Source organism: Caballeronia grimmiae, from assembly GCF_022879615.1.
Taxonomy (GTDB): Bacteria; Pseudomonadota; Gammaproteobacteria; order Burkholderiales; family Burkholderiaceae; genus Caballeronia; species Caballeronia grimmiae.
In genome coordinates this window covers 840,258-860,062 of sequence record NZ_CP084273.1, presented here as the reverse complement: position 1 = coordinate 860,062, position 19,805 = coordinate 840,258, and the positions used below count along the sequence as shown (strand labels likewise).

General features: G+C 62.0%; 16 protein-coding genes. 8 read left to right on the top strand and 8 right to left on the bottom strand.

Translation table 11 applies throughout. The features are described 5' to 3' along the window. Positions 1–33: 33 nt before the first annotated feature. From LDZ21_RS23145 to LDZ21_RS23135, 3 genes are read left to right on the top strand one after another with little or no spacing between them, the layout of a single operon-like run. Positions 34–834: a DUF4118 domain-containing protein gene (locus LDZ21_RS23145; protein WP_244796291.1), complete on the top strand. Its 801-nt coding sequence runs from the start codon at positions 34–36 to the stop codon at positions 832–834. Beyond that, entirely contained in the window at positions 831–1,712 is an 882-nt protein-coding gene (locus tag LDZ21_RS23140; protein WP_244796290.1) for an alpha/beta hydrolase, read from the top strand. Before LDZ21_RS23145 ends, LDZ21_RS23140 begins: the two co-directional genes overlap by 4 nt. Before the next feature lie 11 nt (positions 1,713–1,723). Next, positions 1,724–2,518, top strand: coding sequence for a MipA/OmpV family protein (locus tag LDZ21_RS23135; RefSeq protein WP_244796748.1), 795 nt, complete (start codon positions 1,724–1,726; stop codon positions 2,516–2,518). Positions 2,519–2,600: 82 nt separating this feature from the next. Here the strand turns inward: LDZ21_RS23135 and LDZ21_RS31215 are convergent, their stop codons facing one another. Together LDZ21_RS31215 and LDZ21_RS23120 are read right to left on the bottom strand one after the other, a co-directional pair. Further along, positions 2,601–4,271, bottom strand: coding sequence for a methyl-accepting chemotaxis protein (locus tag LDZ21_RS31215; RefSeq protein WP_280519434.1), 1,671 nt, complete (start codon positions 4,269–4,271; stop codon positions 2,601–2,603). A 258-nt stretch (positions 4,272–4,529) separates the two neighbouring features. After that, positions 4,530–5,975, bottom strand: coding sequence for a glycosyl hydrolase (locus LDZ21_RS23120; protein ID WP_244796289.1), 1,446 nt, complete (start codon positions 5,973–5,975; stop codon positions 4,530–4,532). Positions 5,976–6,389: 414 nt separating this feature from the next. Here LDZ21_RS23120 and LDZ21_RS23115 point away from each other — a divergent pair, with 414 nt between their 5' ends. Beyond that, the gene (locus LDZ21_RS23115; protein WP_244796288.1) at positions 6,390–6,803 is read left to right on the top strand and encodes a hypothetical protein; all 414 of its coding nucleotides are present in this window, start codon (positions 6,390–6,392) and stop codon (positions 6,801–6,803) included. A gap of 201 nt (positions 6,804–7,004) precedes the next feature. Here the strand turns inward: LDZ21_RS23115 and LDZ21_RS23110 are convergent, their stop codons facing one another. Beyond that, the gene (locus LDZ21_RS23110; protein WP_244796287.1) at positions 7,005–7,892 is read right to left on the bottom strand and encodes a LysR substrate-binding domain-containing protein; all 888 of its coding nucleotides are present in this window, start codon (positions 7,890–7,892) and stop codon (positions 7,005–7,007) included. Between the two features lie 100 nt (positions 7,893–7,992). On the opposite strand from LDZ21_RS23110, the gene LDZ21_RS23105 reads away from it, so the two are divergent. Then, positions 7,993–8,586, top strand: coding sequence for a LysE family translocator (locus LDZ21_RS23105; RefSeq protein WP_244796286.1), 594 nt, complete (start codon positions 7,993–7,995; stop codon positions 8,584–8,586). A gap of 2 nt (positions 8,587–8,588) precedes the next feature. Beyond that, positions 8,589–8,981, top strand: coding sequence for a cupin domain-containing protein (locus tag LDZ21_RS23100; protein WP_244796747.1), 393 nt, complete (start codon positions 8,589–8,591; stop codon positions 8,979–8,981). Positions 8,982–9,010: 29 nt separating this feature from the next. Here the strand turns inward: LDZ21_RS23100 and LDZ21_RS23095 are convergent, their stop codons facing one another. The 4 genes from LDZ21_RS23095 to LDZ21_RS23080 form a co-directional block, all read right to left on the bottom strand. Then, positions 9,011–10,462, bottom strand: a complete 1,452-nt coding sequence (locus LDZ21_RS23095; protein WP_244796285.1) for an MFS transporter — start codon at positions 10,460–10,462, stop codon at positions 9,011–9,013. Positions 10,463–10,564: 102 nt separating this feature from the next. Next, positions 10,565–12,523 (bottom strand): aconitase family protein, encoded by a 1,959-nt coding sequence (locus tag LDZ21_RS23090; RefSeq protein WP_244796284.1) that lies wholly within the window; start codon positions 12,521–12,523, stop codon positions 10,565–10,567. Between the two features lie 95 nt (positions 12,524–12,618). Beyond that, positions 12,619–13,509 carry a LysR substrate-binding domain-containing protein gene (locus LDZ21_RS23085; protein ID WP_244796283.1) on the bottom strand — a complete coding sequence of 297 codons (891 nt, stop codon included), beginning with the start codon at positions 13,507–13,509 and terminating at the stop codon, positions 12,619–12,621. 10 nt (positions 13,510–13,519) lie between these two features. Next, a complete protein-coding gene (locus LDZ21_RS23080; protein ID WP_244796282.1) occupies positions 13,520–14,425 on the bottom strand; it encodes a LysR family transcriptional regulator in 906 nt (301 codons plus the stop codon). Between the two features lie 99 nt (positions 14,426–14,524). On the opposite strand from LDZ21_RS23080, the gene LDZ21_RS23075 reads away from it, so the two are divergent. Next, positions 14,525–18,013 (top strand): indolepyruvate ferredoxin oxidoreductase family protein, encoded by a 3,489-nt coding sequence (locus tag LDZ21_RS23075; protein ID WP_244796281.1) that lies wholly within the window; start codon positions 14,525–14,527, stop codon positions 18,011–18,013. A gap of 67 nt (positions 18,014–18,080) precedes the next feature. On the opposite strand, the gene LDZ21_RS23070 is transcribed toward LDZ21_RS23075, so the two are convergent. Beyond that, the gene (locus tag LDZ21_RS23070) at positions 18,081–18,971 is read right to left on the bottom strand and encodes a LysR family transcriptional regulator ArgP (protein WP_244796280.1); all 891 of its coding nucleotides are present in this window, start codon (positions 18,969–18,971) and stop codon (positions 18,081–18,083) included. 112 nt (positions 18,972–19,083) lie between these two features. Here LDZ21_RS23070 and LDZ21_RS23065 point away from each other — a divergent pair, with 112 nt between their 5' ends. Continuing rightward, complete coding sequence (locus tag LDZ21_RS23065) at positions 19,084–19,704, top strand: LysE/ArgO family amino acid transporter (RefSeq protein WP_244796279.1); 621 nt, start codon at positions 19,084–19,086, stop codon at positions 19,702–19,704. The last annotated feature ends 101 nt before the right edge of the window (positions 19,705–19,805 follow it).

Below are 19,805 nucleotides of genomic sequence, written 5' to 3'. Positions count from 1 at the left end.
ATCTGTCTGCCAGCAATTCTTTTATTCGAGTGAATGCGAGTCAATAATTCCCGGCGCTGGGCGCCTCGTGGTGTCAGGCGATGGATCATCGCGGCGGCCGCGCTTCTTGCCGCGGCTGTCGTTCGCGCACTGTTGCATCCGGTACTCGGCCCGGTCATGCCGGGGACCGCCTTTCTTATTGCAGCCGTACTCGTGCAGTACTATTGCGGGCTCGCGCCTGCTGTCTGCGTGATGCTGGCTGGTTTGTGCATCGCGGATTATCTTTTCGTTCCGCCTTACGGACGCCTCGATTTCATCGATCAGTCCGATATCGTTCTGTTGGTCTCTTACCCATTCATTACGGTTCTATTCATTACGCTCGTCGAGCGGCTCAGGCGCGCGCAGTATCGCGCAAAGCTGCTTGCCGCAGTGGCGCAGTCGCGTTATGAAATGCTGCTGCGTCACGACAACGAGCGGCTGCTGGCTCAACGGTCGACCGATGAGATGCATCGCTTGCTGCATCACATCGCTCAATACAACCGCTCACTCATTCTGATCAAGGCTCTCGACGCAGCGACCAGCGTCGAAGGAAGCCTCCTGGCTGCGTCGTCGCCTGTGATTGCCGATGCTTCCATCGACATGCAGTCGTTCAGCGCAGGCGTCGTGTTCGGCCGGAAGCATGCACATGTTCATCAGGAAGACCTCGCTCGCGTAGCCGATCGCCTGGTTCCCGGGCGGCATCGCATGCGCTTTCGTTCGGATGGCCATGACTGGCGCCCGGCCGAATGCGTTTGTGAACGATTCACTACGCCGCCTGGCGATTTTCTTATTCTGCGAATGGAAGAGCGATCGTGACGCAGCCCAGCTTCAAGACATCACAAAGCGGCGATCACGCTGTTCTCCTTCTACATGGGCTTTCGAGTTCGCCGCTCGAATTGCGCTTCATTGCCCGCTTTCTTGGCGACGAAGGTTTCGCGACGCACACGCCGGAGTTGCCCGGTTACAGCGCGGGCACCGGACACCTGTCGATGGAACAGTGGATCAGCGCAGCGGTGAGTGAGTTCGACGCACTCGCCGCCCGCTATCGGCATGTATCGATATGTGGACTTTCGATGGGAGCCACGCTCGCGGCAGCCGTGGCGCACCAGCGGCCGGATGCACGAGCGCTGCTGCTACTTTCGATCACGCTCGACTATGACGGCTGGGCGATTCCGTGGTACCACTTCCTAGTGGACTGGTGTTACTACACGCCACTGCGCTCGCGGTACAGGTATCGCGAGCACGAACCCTATGGCCTCAAGAACGAAGCGTTGCGGTCGAAGATTGCACGTGCGATGCAGAAGAGCGGTATCAGCGAGGTCGGGGCCGCGTCGATCGCGATGCCCGCGCTTCACGAAGCGAGCCGTCTCGCTTCTTTAGTAAAAAGGATAACGAAGGAAGTTTCGAGCGATTGCCTGATCATTCACGCGATCGACGATGAAACGTCGAGCCCGCACAATGCGGAATTCATCGGGGCGAATGTCGGCGCTTCATTCCTTAGAACGATCTGGCTCGATGACTCCTATCACATGATCTCTTCGGATAACGAGCGCGAGGTCGTGGCACGCGAATGCGGGCTTTTCTTGCGGGAAAGCGCGGCTGCCAGCACTTGCGCCGACAATCCCACGCCCGTCGTGTCACGCGCGCTGGCGCGTCGGCTGCGGCAACTGGCTTCAATTGCGGAAAAGGCGTGAAGGGCACCGTCATGTCACGCGGCGTTCGCACGCGCGTTGCAGGATGCATCGCTCATGCATTGTTATGGGCCGCTGGCAGCGTCAGCGCCGTCGAACCGCAAGCACAAGCACCAGCGCAAGGTGACTGGAAAGTCGCCGTCGGGCCAGGGCTATACATTTTTCCGGCGTATCCCGGCTCCTCCCGGCTCAAGCTGTTTCCGCTGCCCGCGCAGGACATCTCGTGGCGCGATCGCATCTTCTCTCAGGGACCGGATGTGCTCGGCATCAACGTGCTGCAAGGCGAGAACTATCACGTCGGTACGTCTATAAGTTTCGATTTCCAGTCACGCAGCGCATCCGACGATGCCCGACTCAAGGGCTTGCCCGATGTGCATTACGGGCCCAAGTTGCGCCTCTTTGCGGATTACACCTGGTGGGCGTTCACCGGCGCGGCGGCGGTCTATCAGGACATCGCCGGAACCGGCCAAGGGACGACCGCCATGGCGGATTTCTACATGTCCGCGCCGCTCGGCAAATGGCTCGTGTCGATGGGGCCGGGAGTCACATGGGCCAGCGCGACGTACACGGCGACGTTCTTTGGCGTGAATGCGCAGGAAAGCGCCGCGTCGGGACTGCCGCAATACGCAACTCGATCGGGCCTGCGTGACGTCCACCTGAATGTGAACGCCACGTATCAGATCGACTCACACTGGTCCGCGAACGTTGCGGCGGTAGTCGGACGCCTCGAGAAATCCGCCGCGGGTAGCCCGATTACGCAGCGGCGACTGGATGTCAACGGAATGGCGTCGGCGGTGTACCGGTTTTAGAACGTTCGTTGCGGTATGGCATTAAGCCGTATCATTCGCCAGCGCGTTTCCGCCGCGACGAGTCAAGCGTGCCTGTCGAAGCTCAAAAGGCCGACCAGTCCGCGCCCGATAACGCCGGTGTAACCGGCGGCTTCACGGCGCCCGTTGCCTTGGGTTGTTTCTCACGGAGCAGCGGTCGCGTGACTTGAGGAGCTACCGCAAACGTCTGGCCAGTGCGAAACACGGCGACCGCTTCGCTCAGTTGTTTGGCCTGATCCTCCATCGATCCCGCCGCGGCCGCCGCCTCTTCGACCAACGCGGCATTCTGCTGCGTCACCTCGTCCATCTGCGAGATGGCCTGATTCACCTGCTCGATACCGCGCGTCTGCTCATTCGATGCCGACGCAATCTCGCCCATGATGTCAGTGACGCGCTGAATCGCAGTGCCGACCCGCTGCATCGTTTCGCCTGCCTTTGCCACTAACTCCGTACCGGTCTGAACGCGATCGCCCGACGCTTCGATCAGTTCTCTGATTTCCTTCGCCGCAGTCGACGATCGCTGCGCCAGGCTGCGCACTTCACTCGCGACGACTGCGAAACCGCGGCCCTGTTCGCCCGCGCGCGCGGCTTCGACGGCGGCATTGAGCGCGAGAATGTTGGTTTGAAACGCGATGCCCTCGATCATGCCGATGATCTCCCCGATCTTGCCCGAGCTTTGCTCGATCGCGTCCATCGTTTGAATGACTTGCCCGATGATCGCGCTGCCTTCGTTTGCAACGCCATTCGCGTTGTCGGCGAGGCCACTTGCCTGCGTCGCGTTCTCGGAGTTCTGCTTGACGGTCGCAGTGAGTTCTTCCATGCTCGCCGCAGTCTCTTCCAACGATGCCGCTTGCTGTTCGGTGCGCGAAGACAAATCCGTGCTTCCAGCCGCGATCTCACCCGATGCCGTTCGAATGACGTCGACAGACTCCTTGATTCCATTCGCGAGCGAAGACAGCTTGGCGAATGCGGCTTGTATCGCACGCATCAGGGTGGCGAGTTCGTCGCGGCCAGCGGCTTCGACGCGATGAGTCAGATCGCCTTGCGCCAACGCGGTCATCGCATCCAGCGCGTCTTTGACCGGCTTCGTCACCGATCGCGTGATGACCAGCATGGCGGCAATCGCCATGAGCACAGCCGCGATGGTTGCCCCAAACGAGAGCAGGCACGCGCGATCGTAGGCGGCGTTCGCTTCCTTCGCGGACTCGTCGGCCAACTGAAACTGGTAGGCAACCATCGCGTCCAACGCCGCGAAATACTGGCCTTGGGCTGTTGTGAGCGGTCCGGCGATGTGCGCACGGGCATCGTCGACTTGACCTGCGGTCAACATGTCGACGGCGACATTGCGCGCGGCGGTGTTACGGCCACGCGCTTCGACAAGCGCGTTGAACAGTTCATGACCGCGTGATGACGAAATTAGCCGTCGAACGTGTTCAAGGCGCTTTGAAGTGGATTCGGATGCCTCAATAATACCGGCCTTCATCGCCTGAATATCTTCCTGACGTCCCGTGATTGCGGCGCGCTGCAATCGCAGAACGGTCTGACTTGCCGAGTCCTTGGCTTTGGATATCTCGGCCGCTTTGACCATCCGGTCTTCGGTGATAAGCGCGATCCCATTGTTGAGCGTGCGCATGTTGAAGAAGCTGATCGCAGCCACGATCACAAGCATCGCAACGACGACGCCAAAGCCAACGGTCAGCCGCGTGCCGACCTTGAGATGATGCAAGTTGAACATTGATAAATCCCAGAGCCGGTTATTGATATTAGGGCAGACGCAGGACGGACCGGTGGACAAAACCGAACAGTCAGAATGCCGGTACCTGTCGATGTCCTTTCAGTTATCGACGGCTCAAGCGGAAACTTTATCTATTTGGTTAATTCTTCAGCCGGAGAAAATGTAATAGATACCTAATACATGGGTATTTATCGCTAGCTACTGAATGCGACGCCAGCGCAAACAAATGGTGGACAACTTAACTAACTCGAAGATTCATCACAACGCTCTCACAGGATTCACGGCGATGAAGTGCTTGAATGTTTCGTATGCCGGGCCCTTCGTCACGCCGTCGGCGAGGATCAGGCCGTAGTCGACGTCGATCATCGTGAAGATCATGATGCTTTCGAGGTTGTACGTGTCCTTGATTGCGTAGTACGACGCCATCGTTTCCTGCACATACGCCGATTGCGCCGTCGCCGAATCCGCCGAACCGGACCAGCCCCATTCCGTCAGCCAGATGGGCACGTTGAACGAGTCCTTCAGCACTTGCAGCACGTTGATGCACGCGTTGTTGCGCCCGCCGCACTCGATCTTGCCCGAGCTGTGATACCAGTGATAAGTCGTGTAGTCCCACTGGAGCGTCGCCGCACCCGATACGCCGGTTGCCGTCCCGTTCGGCGTGATGCCGTTCCAGAGCATTTGCAATGCGCGATAAGCCATCGGTGTACCGACGTTCACGCCGCACTTGATGGTCGGATCGACCGCCTTCACGCCCGCGATCATGCCGCGGATCACGCCCCGGAACGATGGCCATTCAGCCGGGTTCCAGTCCAAAGTCTGGCTGCCGTCGCCGCCGATTTGCAGGCCGACCGTATCCAGTTCATTGCCGCATTCGATATGCGTGACGAGGCCCTTCAACGGTTGTGTGCAGCGCACGGCAAGGTCATAGCCGAGCGAATGTGCGGTGGCCTCCGTGCCCCTCGAATTCCAGTCTGACGACCGCGGATTGAGCACCGGCATGATGCCGACGCCGCTGCCTGCGAACGCGCCGCGCAGGGCCATCGCGAGCGTCGTGGACATGCCGGCATCGGCCGTGTCGCAGCGATACATCGTCACGCCGAGGTCCTTCAGGATGGCGAGTTGCTGCTCCGCCGACATCGTGTAGTAGACGCCCGCGTTCCAGGCCATGTGGCCGTTGACGCCATAAAACAGCGACTTGTTCGACGGCTTCACCACGTTGCGAGGATCGATCGTGCCGATGTTCTTCCACGGCACGCCGTTCTGATACCAGACGCCGCGCGAATTCTGCGCGAAGACAATGCCGTTGAAATACAGAATCAACGCTAGCGTGACACTCGAGCCAGTCAGGATGTTGATGCCGTTTTTCATTACACGGCCGCCGACCAGCGTCCAGATGTCGCCCGCGCTGTCAGTGATGGATGCAGCGCGCGGAATGGTAATGCCGGGCGAATAGGTTGCGGCCGCCGAAACCCCGGTGCTGGGCGGACGAGTTGCATCCCCCGAGACGGTGGTACCGGGCGAACGGATGGCATCTCCCGAGACCGTGGTAGTGGGCGGGCTGATCGCGTTCGCTGGTTCAGATACGCCGTTTGCGGCTTGCGTCGCGGGCTCCTGGTCGCCGCCGCCTCCACCTCCGCATGACGACAACGCAGCGCCGCCCGCTCCCGCCATCAGCAGACGCAGGAAGTCACGGCGAGACAAGATTTGGTGGATAGATGCGTCGGGTGAAAACCGAGTAACGTCTTTGCTGCGCTTGTTCATTGAGCGATGCGTATGCAATTAGTTTAACCATGCACGGTTTTGCTTTTAAATCGAAGCGGTCCAATTCACTTCCGGATGATTAAAAAGGAAGACTAACGATGTGGATTGAGTCGGAACAGGACTTTGAGACGCGGCCCCGTGCATTCAGTAGCTAGTCAAGTCTGGGTGAATCCGCCGCGCTTCGCCGCAATGCGAACGACAACTCAGATTTACGGGATCAACACTTGCAGTCGGAATCGTTTCCTGGATCTGACATGCGGCACCGGGACCGGGTCGTTTGTTGCAACGAGGAACCGCATGCACTTTGTCAACGGAGCGTCGTATAGTTCACAAACGGGGCACCCGAGGACGATCATGGCCAACGACTGGAAGCATCGCGCCGCACGGTTCATTCAGCGTTTCTGGCAGCCGACGTGCGCTTGCATGACATGCATGCCGGGCAGCTGGAGCCAGGTCATGAGTCTCGCGCACTGGACGATAGCGCTCAGGACCGGTCTCTTCACTGGCCTGTTGGCGGTGCTCGTCACGTTCACTCCCGCGCGCAAGCTCTATACGAATCGCTATGGCAATGCGGCCGTTGTCGCCGTGCTGAGCATGTTGGGTGATGCCTATTCGCACGCGAGCCGCTATCGCGTCCCTTATCTAGAGCACGTCCTCACCGGAGCAATCGCAGGTGTGCTCGCGCTAATTGCTTCTTACGTGTTCGAAGACCGCGCCGTTCGCGTGCGAAGGGCGCTAGACCGCGTTCTGCATTGCCGCGCCCACTGAATCATTCAATCGCTTTACCAAACACACCCGGGAGCAGGGCGAGTTCGGTCATGGCTGAAGCGTTTAGGTGCAATGCAGAGCTTTTCCCTTTCGGGTTTTCACGCGTATCACCGGAAGGCGTTTCAGCATGAGTCGATCGCGCGCGCAGTCGAATCCATGGCCTAACGCTGACGAGAAGCGAACCATTGAATGGCGCCGGCGTCACGCAACGCTCGCCAGTTGCCCGCTCGAAGCGACGTCACCCGCCATCGATTCCCGCACGCAGCGTGCGAACTCGAGCGCCGCCGGCTGAACCGACTTCGGCAACAGCAGGCAGATGGCGAACGATGGGAGCGCAGGCAAACCGGCTACGCGAGGCGCGAGCGTCTCGAGGTCGGCGGGCACCGTGGACACAAGCCACGCAGTAATCGCAAGGCCCGCTCGCACCGTCGCGGCAGTGGCCTCGATGTTGCCGCTCTCGAACACGGTGCGCCAGAGTATGCCTTCGTCCGCGAGGGCACCGAGCACGACCGGGCGAAAGGCGCAGCGTTCGTCCACCATCGACAGAGGCAAGGGCCGCTTCCGCCACGCGTCGCTGTCACGCCCCGTCACCCAGACGAGCGGCTCCACGCGAATCACTTCGCCCTCGGCCTCGCTCGCAGCGTATTCCGCCAGCGATACATCCACCCGCCCGCCATCCAGCGCCTCGCGCAATTCCGGCGACGCGCCGCAGACCAGTGAGATTTCCACCAGCGGATGCGTCTCGGCGAACGCTTTCATCGCCGGGGCGAGCGGCGTCACCAGATCGTACGGCACGCCGACGCGCAGACTGCCGCTCAGCGACTGCCCGGTCAGGTCGCCCCATATTTCATCGTTCAGCCGCATCAACTGACGCGCCTTGACGAGGAACTGCTCGCCTTGTCGCGTTAGTTCGAGCTTGCGCGTCTTGCGCACGAACAACAGGCAGTCCAGCACGTCTTCGAGTCGTTTGACCTGCTGGCTGACGGCGCCTTGCGTGAGGTGCAGCCGGTTCGCGGCGACCGTCATGCTGCCGCTGTCGGCGACGGTGACGAAAGTGCGGATCAGATCGAGATCGAGGTTTCGAGGCATACATGCATTATGGGGCGTAATGCGCGGCATCAATATTATTGGTTTTGCTGATGCATCCGCGACCGATAGAGTGCAGGCTGGCTCACTCGCATGCGCACCGATGGCTTCGCTCGATCTCTCGCTTCTCTTGTTCGCGGTTGTCGCGACCATCACACCCGGCGGTGCGACGACGCTCGCCACCGCGTCGGGAGCACGCTTCGGCTTCAGGCGCTCGATTCCGCTGATGCTCGGCATCGCGATCGGTCTTGCCTTGCTCGCCGCCGTCGCCGCACTCGGTCTAGGCAGCATGCTGCTAGCAATGCCCGCGCTGCAAATCGTTGTGAAGACGCTGGGGTCGGCGTACCTGCTGTGGCTCGCATGGCGCGTGGCTCGAAGCGGCCCGCCGACTGCGAATAGCGGTCCCGCGCAGCCGGTCACGCTCGCGAACGGCATGTTGCTGTTGTGGCTGAACCCGAAAAGCTGGGCGATGACCGTCGGCGCGGCGGCTTCGTTCGCGATGCTTGCGAGCAGTCCTCGCCAGCTCGCGGTCCTGCTTGGGGCGGCGTTTGGCGTGGCCGCGAGCGGCTCGCTTGCGCTATGGTGCGCGCTCGGTGCATTGCTTGCGCGGGTGCTGCGAACGCCGGCTCACTGGCGCATGCTCAATCTTGCGATGGGTGCGCTGCTGGCCGCATCCGTCCTGTCCATCTGGAGATGATGATGTCCGTTATTGCGTTTGCCGAATCGTTCAACCTCGAAGCCGCATTCGGCGATGTGTCCGAATACTGGTCGCCCAAAGTCGTCGCGCAGGTCAACGATCAATACGTAAAGGTCGCAAAGGTGCGCGGCCAGCTCGTCTGGCACGACCACAAGCACGAGGACGAACTCTTCTTCGTCGTGCGCGGGCATTTGAAGATCGAGTACGAAGGCGGCCGCGTCGTCGACTTGCCTGCTGGTTCGATGCACGTCGTGCCGCGCGGCACGCTGCACAATCCCGTCGCCGATGAAGAATGCTGGATCGTGCTGATCGAGCCGGTGCAGACGAAGCACACGGGCGACGTGCAATCGCCGCTAACGAGGACGATCGACGAGCAACTGGGGCAAGCGCGCTGAGAAGGTCCAGCGCGCTTGCCGCCGGTTCGCTAGTGGGAGATGCTTTCGAGAGACTTGCCCAAGGTTCGGGGACCCATCAGGCCTATCGCGAGAATCACGCAGAACATCGCGCTCGCAATGAACACGAAGACACCGTGAACGCCGAAATCTCGCAGGACGAACGCAATCACGAACGAACTGAAGACGGCGGACAGGCGGCTCCACGAGTACACGAACCCAACGGCACGGGCGCGAATCGTCGTCGGATAAAGCTCCTGTTGATAGGTGTGATACGTGAATGAAATGATATTGCCGGCCAACGTGAGGAGCACGCCGAGGACGACGATCGTGGCGGGCGAGCCTGCCTGACTGAAGAGCAAACCAGCGGCGATATTCACCGACGCCATCGCGACGATCACGTGCTTGCGCTCGAAGCGGTCGGCGATCCAGTAGCCCAGCAACGGGCCGATCGGCGCCGCGAGTCCGATGACCGTGGTGTATAGCAAACTGGACGTGACCGTGATGCCTTGCTTCACCAGCAACGTCGGAACCCAGTTCGCGAAGCCGTAGAAGCCCACTGTCTGGAAGATGTGGAAGATGATGAGCATCAAGGTCCGGCGGCGATAGGGCGGCTTCCACATATCGGCGAAACTCGCGCGTCGCGGAACGGGTTCGGACGGACCCGGCCGCGGCAGCGGCTGCCCGAACTGGCTTTCGACTTGCGCCTCGAGCTTCTTCAGGGCGGCGTCGGCTTCATCGACGCGGCCTTTGCTTGCGAGCCATCGCGGGCTCTCGGGAAGGTTGCGGCGGAAGTACCAGACAAACAGCGCGCTGACACCGCCGATCAAAACGACCCAGCGCCAGCCGTCGAAGCCGAACGGCGCGACGGGCACGAGCAAGTAGGACAGGTAAGCGACGACCGGCACAGCCGAGAAGCCGATGGCCTGACACACCGCGAAGGCCCTGCCTCGCAAATGCTTCGGCGCGAGTTCGGACATATAAGTGCCGATGGTGATCAACTGGACGCCGATACCCAGCCCCGAGATGAAGCGCCACAGGTTCAGGCCGAACGCGGTGTCCTGAAACGCCATGATCGCGTTGGCCGCGACGTACCAGAGCAGCGAGTAAGTGAAGATCGCGCGGCGGCCGAACTTGTCGGCAAGAAAGCCACATGCCGCCGTGCCGATGAACAGGCCGGAAAACAGCGCCGCAATGAAGCTCGCGACGCCCGATGTGCCGAACAGCCCGTGCGTGGTCGATGAAAGGATGCCGCTCTTGACCAGTCCCGGCGCAATGTAGCCAGTGAAGAGCAGGTCGTACAGTTCGAAGAAGAAGCCGAGGCTCAGAAGCAGGATGAGTTTCCATACCGCCTTCGTCGCGGGCAGCCGGTCCAGCCGGGCGGAGATTTCACCGACTTCACCGCCGGTTATGCCGGTGATCGCTTCGCCTGACGCGCTTTCGGCTGGCGCTCGAAAGCCCGGGGTACTTTCCGCGATGGCCATAGGTGTCTCCTGAATAGTATTGTGGTGGTCGGGTGCGCTGAAACTGAAGCATGCGGGGCGGCTGCTCGCCTCATTGCTGCATCGAAGCGAGCAACGAACGCGTCAGGCGTAGAGCCGTTGCAACTCGTCGAACGACGTCACCTTGCCGGCGATGGCGCTCGCCGCGACGGTAGGCGGGCTCGCGAGCCACACTTTTCCCGGTCCCGACCGGCCGTTGAAGTTGCGATTGATCGCGCTGATCGTGACCTGCGACGACTCCGTCGACGAGCCGGGGCCGCAGTTCGCACACGCGCCGCAAGCGGGCTGCAGCAATACCGCGCCGACCTGCTCGAACGCCTTCAGATAGCCACGCGCGACGCAATAGTCGCGCACGTCGGAGGTTCCGAACTGCAGGAAAAGCTGCACGTTCGATGGCACCGACAGCCCGCGAGCGGCAGCCCAAGAAAGCACTTCGTGATAGTGATCGAAGTCCTCGCGCTTTCCGGCCGTGCACGATCCGCCGTAGGCGATGTCCACCGCCGGCCGCTCGCTGAGCGCGGACAAGGGCACACCGTTGCCGGGATCGCCGGGCGCCGCGAGCATCGGCGTGATGCCGGAGCAGTCGATATCGATCACGGCTGCGTAGGCCGCGCCGTCATCGCTGCACATCCACGGTTCGAGCACGAAGTCGATGCCGCGTCGTTCCTTCAGAAAGCGGACCGTCTCCTGATCGGGTGCAACGATGCCGGTGAAGCCGCCGAGTTCGGCGGTCATGTTGGTCAGCGTGGTCCGTTCGTCGGTGGTCAGGTCGGCGATGGCCGGGCCAGCGAATTCGAAAACCTTGCCCACGCCCGAGCCCTTGCGAATCGCGGGATCGGCCAGAAGATGCAGGACGATGTCTTTCGCTGTCACGCCTGCAGGCACGCGACCGTTGAGATTGACACGCAGCGACTGCGGCACGGTCAGGCGAACCGCGCCCGTGACGAACGCATTCGACATGTCGGTTGTGCCGACGCCGAAGGCCACGCATCCCAGCGCGCCGCTGTGCGGCGTATGCGAGTCGGTGCCGACGACGACCTGGCCCGGCAGCGCGTACTGCTCCGCCATCATCGCGTGCGAGATGCCTTCCGAGCCTTCTTCGATGCCGCCGTCGCGTTCATTCAGATAACCGTGATTAACCAGCCCGTAGTCCCTCGCGAACTGACGATGCGCGCTCGACAGTTCGCGCACGTTGGGAAGCAGGCCGTTCCTGATATGAAGCTCGCTCTTGTGCGAATAAGACAGGTGATCTTCGAACGCTAGGATCGTCTCCGGCTGATGCAAAGTCAGCGGACGGCCGAAGGTCTTGTGCAGCATGTGCGCGGCCATCCCGGTGTAGTACTCGTGGATGAAGCGCCAGTCGGCGCGCACGAACGTCCCCGAGCCGGGAGCAAGCGTCCCGTCGGTTCCTTCGGTTTTCAGCGCATGACGCTCGAGTATCTTCTGGGTCAGCGTGCGCGGCCCGCTGCTCGGTTCGGCCGATACCGGAACGATCTCCTTCATGTGCGCCGCGCCGTATCGAAGAAGCCCGCCGTTACGAAGGATCGCGGCTGCGAGAGCGTCGCGGGAACCGACCAGCTCTTCGATGTCGACCGCCTCGCCGCGCTGGATGCGCTCGATCAACCCGAAGTCTGTCGATGTGAAGAGTCCGAGGTTGTCCGCATTCTGCCGATAGATCCGCTCGAAGCTGTGAGCGATGACGAGCCGAATGCCGGCGCTGTATTCGGCGAGCGGGCTATGCTCGCGCGACGATCCCTTGCCGTAGCGATTCCCGCCGACCGTCACGCAGAACTTGCCGTCGCGGACGGCGTTGTGGCCGATGGGATTGCGCTCGCCCGTATGAAACCCGACGTAAGGCACCGCGCCGAGCCGTTCGTCGAAGCGCGTAAGGACGCTCATCGGCGTGATCTCGTCGGTCGAGATGTCGTCTCTCAGCGCGCCCGCCGTGGCGAGCGTGAGGTCGTGGCCTTCGAGCTGTCGTTGCACGAGGTCCGGGTCCGTGCTGAGAAAAAGAATCCGGCCCGTCAGGGTTAGGCTTGCCATCGAACGTCTCCTTGGGAGGAGACTGTAGACGGCAAGCGCGCAACGGTGGAAGTGCTGATTGAGCAAGGGCCCTCTCGCAGATTGCGAGATCGGAATTAACCCTTATGCGTGAGGAAATCGATGAGGGCCTGAACCGCGCGCAGTGCCGGCGTCTTCCGGTGCGCGTGGACTTGCAGCGAGCGGTTGCGGGCCCACGCTTCATCGAGCGGCTTGCGGACGAAATTGCGCGATCCGGCGAAGGCCGACGCGGCGCTCGTCGGCACGACGCCAATGCCGAGACCGGCTTCGACCATCCGGCACTGCGCGTCGAAGCTGTTCACGGTGACGACGAGTTTCAGCGGCGTTCTGGCCGCTTCAGCCCGCTCCTTGAGGACCTGATCCAGCGAGCCGCCCGCCTGCAATGCGACCACCGGGTAGCGGATCACATCGTCGAAAGCGACCGTGTCGTGCTGCTCGAGGTCGTGCCCCGGCGGCAGCACGACCATCAGCGGGTCATCGGCGAAGTGCCACGTTTGCAGTTGTGACGGCGCCTCGGGATTCGCCGATATCCCGACGTCGGCGCGACCGTCGAGACATGCGCGGACCACTTCGTCGCTGATCTGCTCGGTGAGCGCAATCTCCACGAGCGGATACGCAGCCTGAAAGCCCTTGAGCAGCTCCGGCAGGAAGCCAACGATCGCTGAAGCGTTCGCGAATAGCCGCACCGTCCCGGCCACCTGCCCGCCGAGCGACTGTATCTCGCGCGCCATCTGCCGCAACTGGCCGTCGACCGACTTCGCGCACGAAAGCGCATGACGTCCCGCTTCCGTCAGTTCGACGCCGGCCGCCGACCGGATGAGCAGCGGCAGGCCCATCACTGCTTCGAGATCGGTCAGCCGCCTGCTCAGTGCGGATGCAGCAATGTGATTCAGGCTCGCCGCCCGCGCGATGGAGCCGGTCTCCGCAACGGAGATGAAGAGTTCGAGGCTGTAGTGATCGATGCGCATCTGGCGTCCCCTAAACTCCGCGCCCGTAGCCGAGGAAATCGACGAACGCGCTCGCCGCAGGAGACAACGGCGAGCCCTTCTTCCACAACATGCCTACGTCCATCTGCGGGACGGGATCGGCGATCTCGCGCGCCTCGATGCGCTTGCCTTCGAGCGACCACGGCCGGAACACCATCTCCGAGAGAATCGTCACGCCGAATCCGTGCGACACCAGTCCGCGTAAGGCTTCCATCGATCCCGTGCGCAGGAAGACGTCCGGCTGAGGCGTGACCTTCTTCCAGTAGCGCAGTGCGGATTCCTCGCCCTCGTCGACGGTCAGCATGATGTAGCGATGCGCCGCGATATCGCGAAGAGTCGGCCGCTGGATTTTCGCGAGCGGGTGCGAAGGCGCGACCCACAGCTTTCTTGGCGAACTGACGAGGCTGCGATGTTCGAATCGGCCGATGGACTCCAGATTTGACAGGATGGCCACGCCCACGTCGATGCCGCCCGACGCCACCGACGCTTCCAGTGTCGCCCGGTCGAGGTCGTGCAATTCGAAGTGCACTTGCGGATAACTCGCGGCAAAGCGCGCGAGCACTTCGGGAAGGAAGTATCCGAGCACCGTGTACGAAGCCCCGATGCGCACCGTTCCCTGAGCTTCTTTCGAGCGGGAGCGGGACTTGTGAAGCGCATCACTGAGCGAGTCGAGCACGTGCCGCGAGTGATTGTAGAAGTCGTGGCCGTCCAGCGTCAGCGCGACGCCATGGGGCAAGCGTTCGAAGAGCCTCGTCCCGAGCGCGCTTTCGAGCGACGACACCGCGTTCGTCACGGCCGACTGCGACACATGCTCGTTTGCCGCGGCCATCGAAATCTGACCGCTTTGCGCGGCGGCGACGAAGTACCGCAATTGACGGATCGTGATGTCGCTCGGCATTCGAAAAAGTCATAGCGGGTTTCCGAATTTATGATTTTACGATGAGCGAGGCGCTTCCTACACTCCGTGGAAACCAAAGACATACCCGGAGACTCGACGATGTCCATCTCGCTGGAAGACAAGTATGTGAAGCCGCACGGACGCGTCTATATGACCGGCACTCAGGCGCTCGTGCGGATGCTGCTAGCCCAGAAACAGCGCGACGAGTCTCAGGGCTTGAAGACGGGAGGCTTCGTATCCGGTTATCGCGGTTCCCCGCTGGGCGCGGTCGATCAGGAACTGTGGAAAGCCAGGAAACACCTCGATGCGAACGCCATCCGGTTCACGCCGGGCCTCAACGAAGAACTGGCGGCCACGGCGGTCTGGGGCACGCAGATGGTCAACCTCGATCCCAACGCGACGGTCGATGGTGTGTTCGCGATGTGGTACGGCAAAGGGCCGGGCGTCGACCGCAGCGGCGACGTGTTCAAGCACGGCAACATCGCGGGGACGTCGCGGCATGGCGGCGTACTCGTCATCGCGGGCGACGATCACAGTTGCAAGTCGTCGAGCTTGCCGCATCAAAGCGAACATGCGTTTATCGCCGCGATGATGCCGGTGATGAACCCGTCCGGCGTTCGGGAATTCGTCGAATTCGGCCTTCACGGCTGGGCGATGTCGCGCTATTCGGGATGCTGGGTCGGCTTCAAGACCATTACGGACACGATCGAAACGTCGTCGTCTTTCGAAGTCGATCCGGCTTCGGTCGAGATCAACATCCCCGACAGCTATCCCGTTCCGCCCGACGGTTTCTCCTTGCGCTGGCCCGACGCGCCGCTGGAACAGGAAAACCGGCTTCAGCGCGAACGGCTTTACGCGCTCCTCGAATACGTGCGATTGAACCGGCTCAATCGACAACTCTGGGACGCGCCGCAGGCACGGTTCGGCATCGTGACGACGGGCAAGAGCTACCTCGACACCCGCGAGGCGCTTGCGCTGCTCGGGCTCGACGAGGATGCCGCAAGCGCGCTCGGCATTCGCCTGTTGAAGATCGGCGTCTCGTGGCCGCTCGAGCCACAATGCGTCCGAGCGTTCGCGGACGGTCTATCGGAGATTCTCGTCGTCGAAGAGAAGCGGCAGATCATCGAGTATCAGATCAAGGAGCAGTTGTACAACGAGCCGGTATCGTCGCGTCCGCGCGTGGTCGGCAAGTACGCCGAAGTGGGCGAATGGGTGCAGGTCCCCAAGGACGGCATTCTTTTATCGCCGAATGGAGAACTCAACGCTTCGACGATCGCGGCCACCATCGCGGCGCGGCTCGCGCGCGTCTTCGGACCAGATGGCTTGCCGTCGAGCGTTCACGCTTTTCTCGATACCCTCGCAGGCAACAAGGCGCGTCCTGCGCTGGACATGAAGCTCCCGCAGCGCGTGCCGTATTTCTGTTCCGGGTGTCCCCATAACACGTCCACCAAGGTGCCCGAGGGCAGCCGGGCGGTGGCAGGCATCGGTTGCCACTTCATGTCGATGTGGATGGACCGCAGCACGGAGACGTTCACGCAGATGGGCGGCGAAGGCGCTTCGTGGATCGGACAGGCGCCCTTCACCACGACGCGCCATATCTTTGCCAATCTCGGCGACGGCACGTATATGCACTCCGGTTCGCTGGCAATTCGGGCGGCGGTCGCGGCGGGCGTCGACATCACGTACAAAATTCTCTACAACGACGCCGTCGCCATGACGGGCGGACAGCCCGTGGAGGGCGGGCCGAGCGTGCTGCAGATCGTGAATCAGGTCGCCGCCGAAGGCGTGAAGCAGGTTCATCTCGTGACGGACGAACCCGGGCAGTTCGACGCGGCTGCGTTGCCGGCGGGCACGCGGCTTTTGCATCGCGACAAGATGGACGAACTGCAGCGCGAGCTACGCGACGTGGCGGGTGTGACGGTCATCGTCTACGCGCAGACGTGCGCCGCTGAAAAACGCAGGCGCCGCAAGCAGAAAAAACTCGCTGATCCTGCACGCCGCGTGTTGATCAACGAGGAAGTCTGCGAGGGATGCGGCGATTGCGGCACGCAGTCGAATTGCGTGTCGATCCTGCCGCTCGAAACGCCGCTCGGCCGCAAGCGCGCCATCGACCAAAGCTCCTGCAATAAGGACTTCTCATGCGTGAAGGGTTTCTGTCCCAGCTTCGTGACGGTGGAAGGCGGCACGTTGCGCAAGTCGCGCAAGGCGGAAATTGCCATTCCGTCCGGCCTTCCGGCGGCGTCGCTGCCTGACTTGAGCGAGCCGTACAACGTGGTGGTGACCGGTGTCGGCGGAACGGGTGTCGTGACGATCGGTGCGTTGATGGGAATGGCAGCGCATATCGAAGGCAAGGGCGTGCTCGTCCTCGATATGGCGGGCATGGCGCAGAAGGGCGGCGCGGTGATGTCGCACATCCGGATCGCACGCGCGCCCGACGCGCTGCATGCTGCGCGGGTTGCATCCGGGAAAGCGCACTTGATCCTCGCCTGCGACTCGATGGTGGCTGCGGGCAAGGATGCGGTTGCACTATGCGATTCCGCTCGCACGGTGTCCGTCGTGAATACCGATGTCGCTCCGACCGGCAGCTTTGCCCGCGATCCGGACTGGTCCGCATCGGCGCAAGGCTTGCTCGCGCAGGTGCAAGCGCATTCGCTGCGCACGGATTCACTCGAAGCGACGCGCATTGCAACCGCGCTCATGGGCGACGCCGTTGCGACCAACATGTTCCTGCTTGGCTTTGCATGGCAGCGCGGGCTCGTTCCGCTCGAAGAAGAATCGTTGATGCGCGCGATCGAACTGAACGGCGCGGCCATCAACATGAACAAGACGGCATTCGCGTGGGGCCGGCAAGCGGCGCTCGACCTTAGCACGGTGAAGACAGCGGCGGGTATCGGCGACCCAGTGAGCGTCGTTTCGATGCCGCCCAGGAGACAATCGCTGGAGCAGATCATTGCTGATCGCGTGCGGAGGTTGACGGCTTATCAGAGTGCCGCATACTCGCATCGCTATGAGCGTTATGTCAGAGAAGCGGCTCAAAGAGAACGCGACCGCGTGGGCGGTGAGAAAGTCAGTCGCGAGATTGCCGTGAGCTTATACAAGCTGATGGCGTACAAGGACGAATACGAGGTCGCGCGGCTGTACGCGGACACGGACTTCGCCCAGCGCGCGACGGCGATGTTCGAAGGTGATGTCAGGCTTCGATTCCATCTCGCGCCACCGTTGCTGGCGAAGAAGGACAAGCAAGGGCGATTGCTCAAACAGGAATACGGAAGCTGGATGCTGACGGTGTTCAGGATGCTGGCGAAAGGCAAAGTGCTGAGAGGGTCCGTGCTCGATCCGTTCGGATATACGGCTGAACGTCGGCGGGAACGCAAGGCGATCGACGCGTACGAAGCATCGATGCGCGAGGTGCTTGAATCGCTCGATGCGCCACGGCTTGCGACGGCTGTCGAGCTTGCGAAGTTGCCGCAAAGCGTTCGCGGTTTCGGGCATGTCAAGGAGCGTCACGCCGAGATGGCCGAAGCGAAGCGTACGGCGTTAATGGAGCAATTTGAGCGGGAGAATGCGGTGACGAAAGCGGCGGCTTAAAGCTGGGACGTAGGCGCCGTAGGCCGATCGCTTATGGCGCGGCTTCACCGAAAAATCGAACCAGACACTACCCGAGCCACTCGGCGGCGCGCGTTCGCAGCATCGCGCCGAACTCGTCGAGCCAGCCGATGGACAGCCGCCAGCTTTGCCAGTACAGCGCCACGTCGAGGTGACGGCCGGGCGCCATCTGCACGAGTTCCCCGCGCTCGAGATGTTCGCCGATCATGCGCTCCGGGCACATGCCCCAACCGAGTCCGGCCACGCATCCACGCAGAAAGCCCGCGACATGCGGTATCCAGTGCAGCGGCGGGTTGACTTCCGCACGTGTCACGCGCCGGATGAAGCGCTGCTGCAACTCGTCCTTTGCATTGAAAGAAACGCACGGCGCGGCGCGCAACGCTTCGCGCGTCACGCCGTTGGCAAAGTACGTCTCGTGGAAGTGCGGCGAGCAGACCGCGAAGTAACGCATGCGTCCGAGAGGCGTCGAGCGGCAGCCTTGCACCGGCTCCGCCTGCGTGGTGACGGCGGCCTGCACCGCGCCTTCGCGGATGAGTTGCGCGGTGTGATCCTGATCGTCGATGACGAGATCCAGCAGAATCTGCCGCTCGACACAGAAGGGCGCAACGGCATCGACGAACCAGGTTCCGACGCTGTCGTCGTTGACGGCGACGCGCAACGTAGGCCGCCCGTTGTCGAGTCCAGGCACATTGGGCAGCGTGCCCGCAAGCTGTGCTTCGAGAATCTGCACCCGCTCGGTATGGCGGCACAGGAGCGCACCGGACGGCGTCGCGACACAGGGCGTGCCGCGCTTGACGAGCACCGTGCCGACTCGCTCTTCCAGCAGCTTGACGCGCTGTGAGACCGCCGAGGGGGTCACGTTGAGCGCGCGCGCCGCCCGCTCGAACGAGCCGTGACGAACGACGGCGCACAGGGCATCGAACAGGGCGTAGTCGAGCATTAGCGTTGCTTAATCGGATTAAAGGGAATTAGCTTTGCTTCGTCGAAGCTGTCGGGCAATCTAGCGCAACTCGTCGGGTCTGTCCAACTCTCTTCCGATTCCCATTGCATCCATGAACTGGCTTTCCTTTTCTCACGGCGCGGTCCTGTGCGCGTCGCTTATCGTCACCATCGGTGCGCAGAACGCTTACGTCCTTCGGCAGGGCATCATGCGCTCGCACGTCGGCAAGATCGTCGTTTTGTGCGCACTGTCGGATTTCGCATTGATCGCAGCAGGGGTGGGCGGGGCATCGGCATTGGTCGAAAGCTATCCGCGCGTGGTGCATGCGCTGCTCTACGTCGGGCTTGCCTACTTGCTGTGGTTCGGTCTGAATGCACTGTGGCGCGCATGGAAGCCGTCACACGCGACGATGGATGCCACGGTCGGCGGCCAGACGGCGTCGACGGTCGGTGCGCGTGCGGCCATTTTGACGACGCTTGCGTTGACGTGGCTGAATCCGCATGTGTACCTCGACACCTTTTTGCTGATCGGCACGGCCGGCGCTCGCGAACCCGCCGATGCGCGGTTGGCGTTCGCCATCGGCGCAATGGCTGCGAGTCTGGTGTGGTTTATCGCGCTCGGTTACGGCGCGCGGTTGCTCGCTCCGCTGTTTCGGCGTGCGGGCGCGTGGCGTTTGTTCGATGGCGCGATTGGGGCGATGGTGATTGGCATCGCGGTGACACAGATGCGTTGAGAGGTGCGTTATCGGATGGCGTTGGTGCAATCGCTATGTCATAGGCGGGCGCATTCTGCATATTGCATCGATGGGCGGCTCGGTCACGACGCCCGGTATCG

What these genes read in the sequence shown, in the direction of transcription:
- LDZ21_RS23105 (WP_244796286.1), top strand. Translation starts at nt 7,993, where the DNA reads ATGGCTTCGCTCGATCTCTCGCTTCTCTTGTTCGCGGTTGTCGCGACC.
- LDZ21_RS23075 (WP_244796281.1), top strand. Translation starts at nt 14,525, where the DNA reads ATGTCCATCTCGCTGGAAGACAAGTATGTGAAGCCGCACGGACGCGTC.
- LDZ21_RS23135 (WP_244796748.1), top strand. Translation starts at nt 1,724, where the DNA reads ATGTCACGCGGCGTTCGCACGCGCGTTGCAGGATGCATCGCTCATGCA.
- LDZ21_RS23115 (WP_244796288.1), top strand. Translation starts at nt 6,390, where the DNA reads ATGGCCAACGACTGGAAGCATCGCGCCGCACGGTTCATTCAGCGTTTC.
- LDZ21_RS31215 (WP_280519434.1), bottom strand. Translation starts at nt 4,271, where the DNA reads ATGTTCAACTTGCATCATCTCAAGGTCGGCACGCGGCTGACCGTTGGC.
- LDZ21_RS23080 (WP_244796282.1), bottom strand. Translation starts at nt 14,425, where the DNA reads ATGCCGAGCGACATCACGATCCGTCAATTGCGGTACTTCGTCGCCGCC.
- LDZ21_RS23085 (WP_244796283.1), bottom strand. Translation starts at nt 13,509, where the DNA reads ATGCGCATCGATCACTACAGCCTCGAACTCTTCATCTCCGTTGCGGAG.
- LDZ21_RS23065 (WP_244796279.1), top strand. Translation starts at nt 19,084, where the DNA reads ATGAACTGGCTTTCCTTTTCTCACGGCGCGGTCCTGTGCGCGTCGCTT.
- LDZ21_RS23100 (WP_244796747.1), top strand. Translation starts at nt 8,589, where the DNA reads ATGTCCGTTATTGCGTTTGCCGAATCGTTCAACCTCGAAGCCGCATTC.
- LDZ21_RS23070 (WP_244796280.1), bottom strand. Translation starts at nt 18,971, where the DNA reads ATGCTCGACTACGCCCTGTTCGATGCCCTGTGCGCCGTCGTTCGTCAC.
- LDZ21_RS23145 (WP_244796291.1), top strand. Translation starts at nt 34, where the DNA reads ATGCGAGTCAATAATTCCCGGCGCTGGGCGCCTCGTGGTGTCAGGCGA.
- LDZ21_RS23090 (WP_244796284.1), bottom strand. Translation starts at nt 12,523, where the DNA reads ATGGCAAGCCTAACCCTGACGGGCCGGATTCTTTTTCTCAGCACGGAC.
- LDZ21_RS23095 (WP_244796285.1), bottom strand. Translation starts at nt 10,462, where the DNA reads ATGGCCATCGCGGAAAGTACCCCGGGCTTTCGAGCGCCAGCCGAAAGC.
- LDZ21_RS23110 (WP_244796287.1), bottom strand. Translation starts at nt 7,892, where the DNA reads ATGCCTCGAAACCTCGATCTCGATCTGATCCGCACTTTCGTCACCGTC.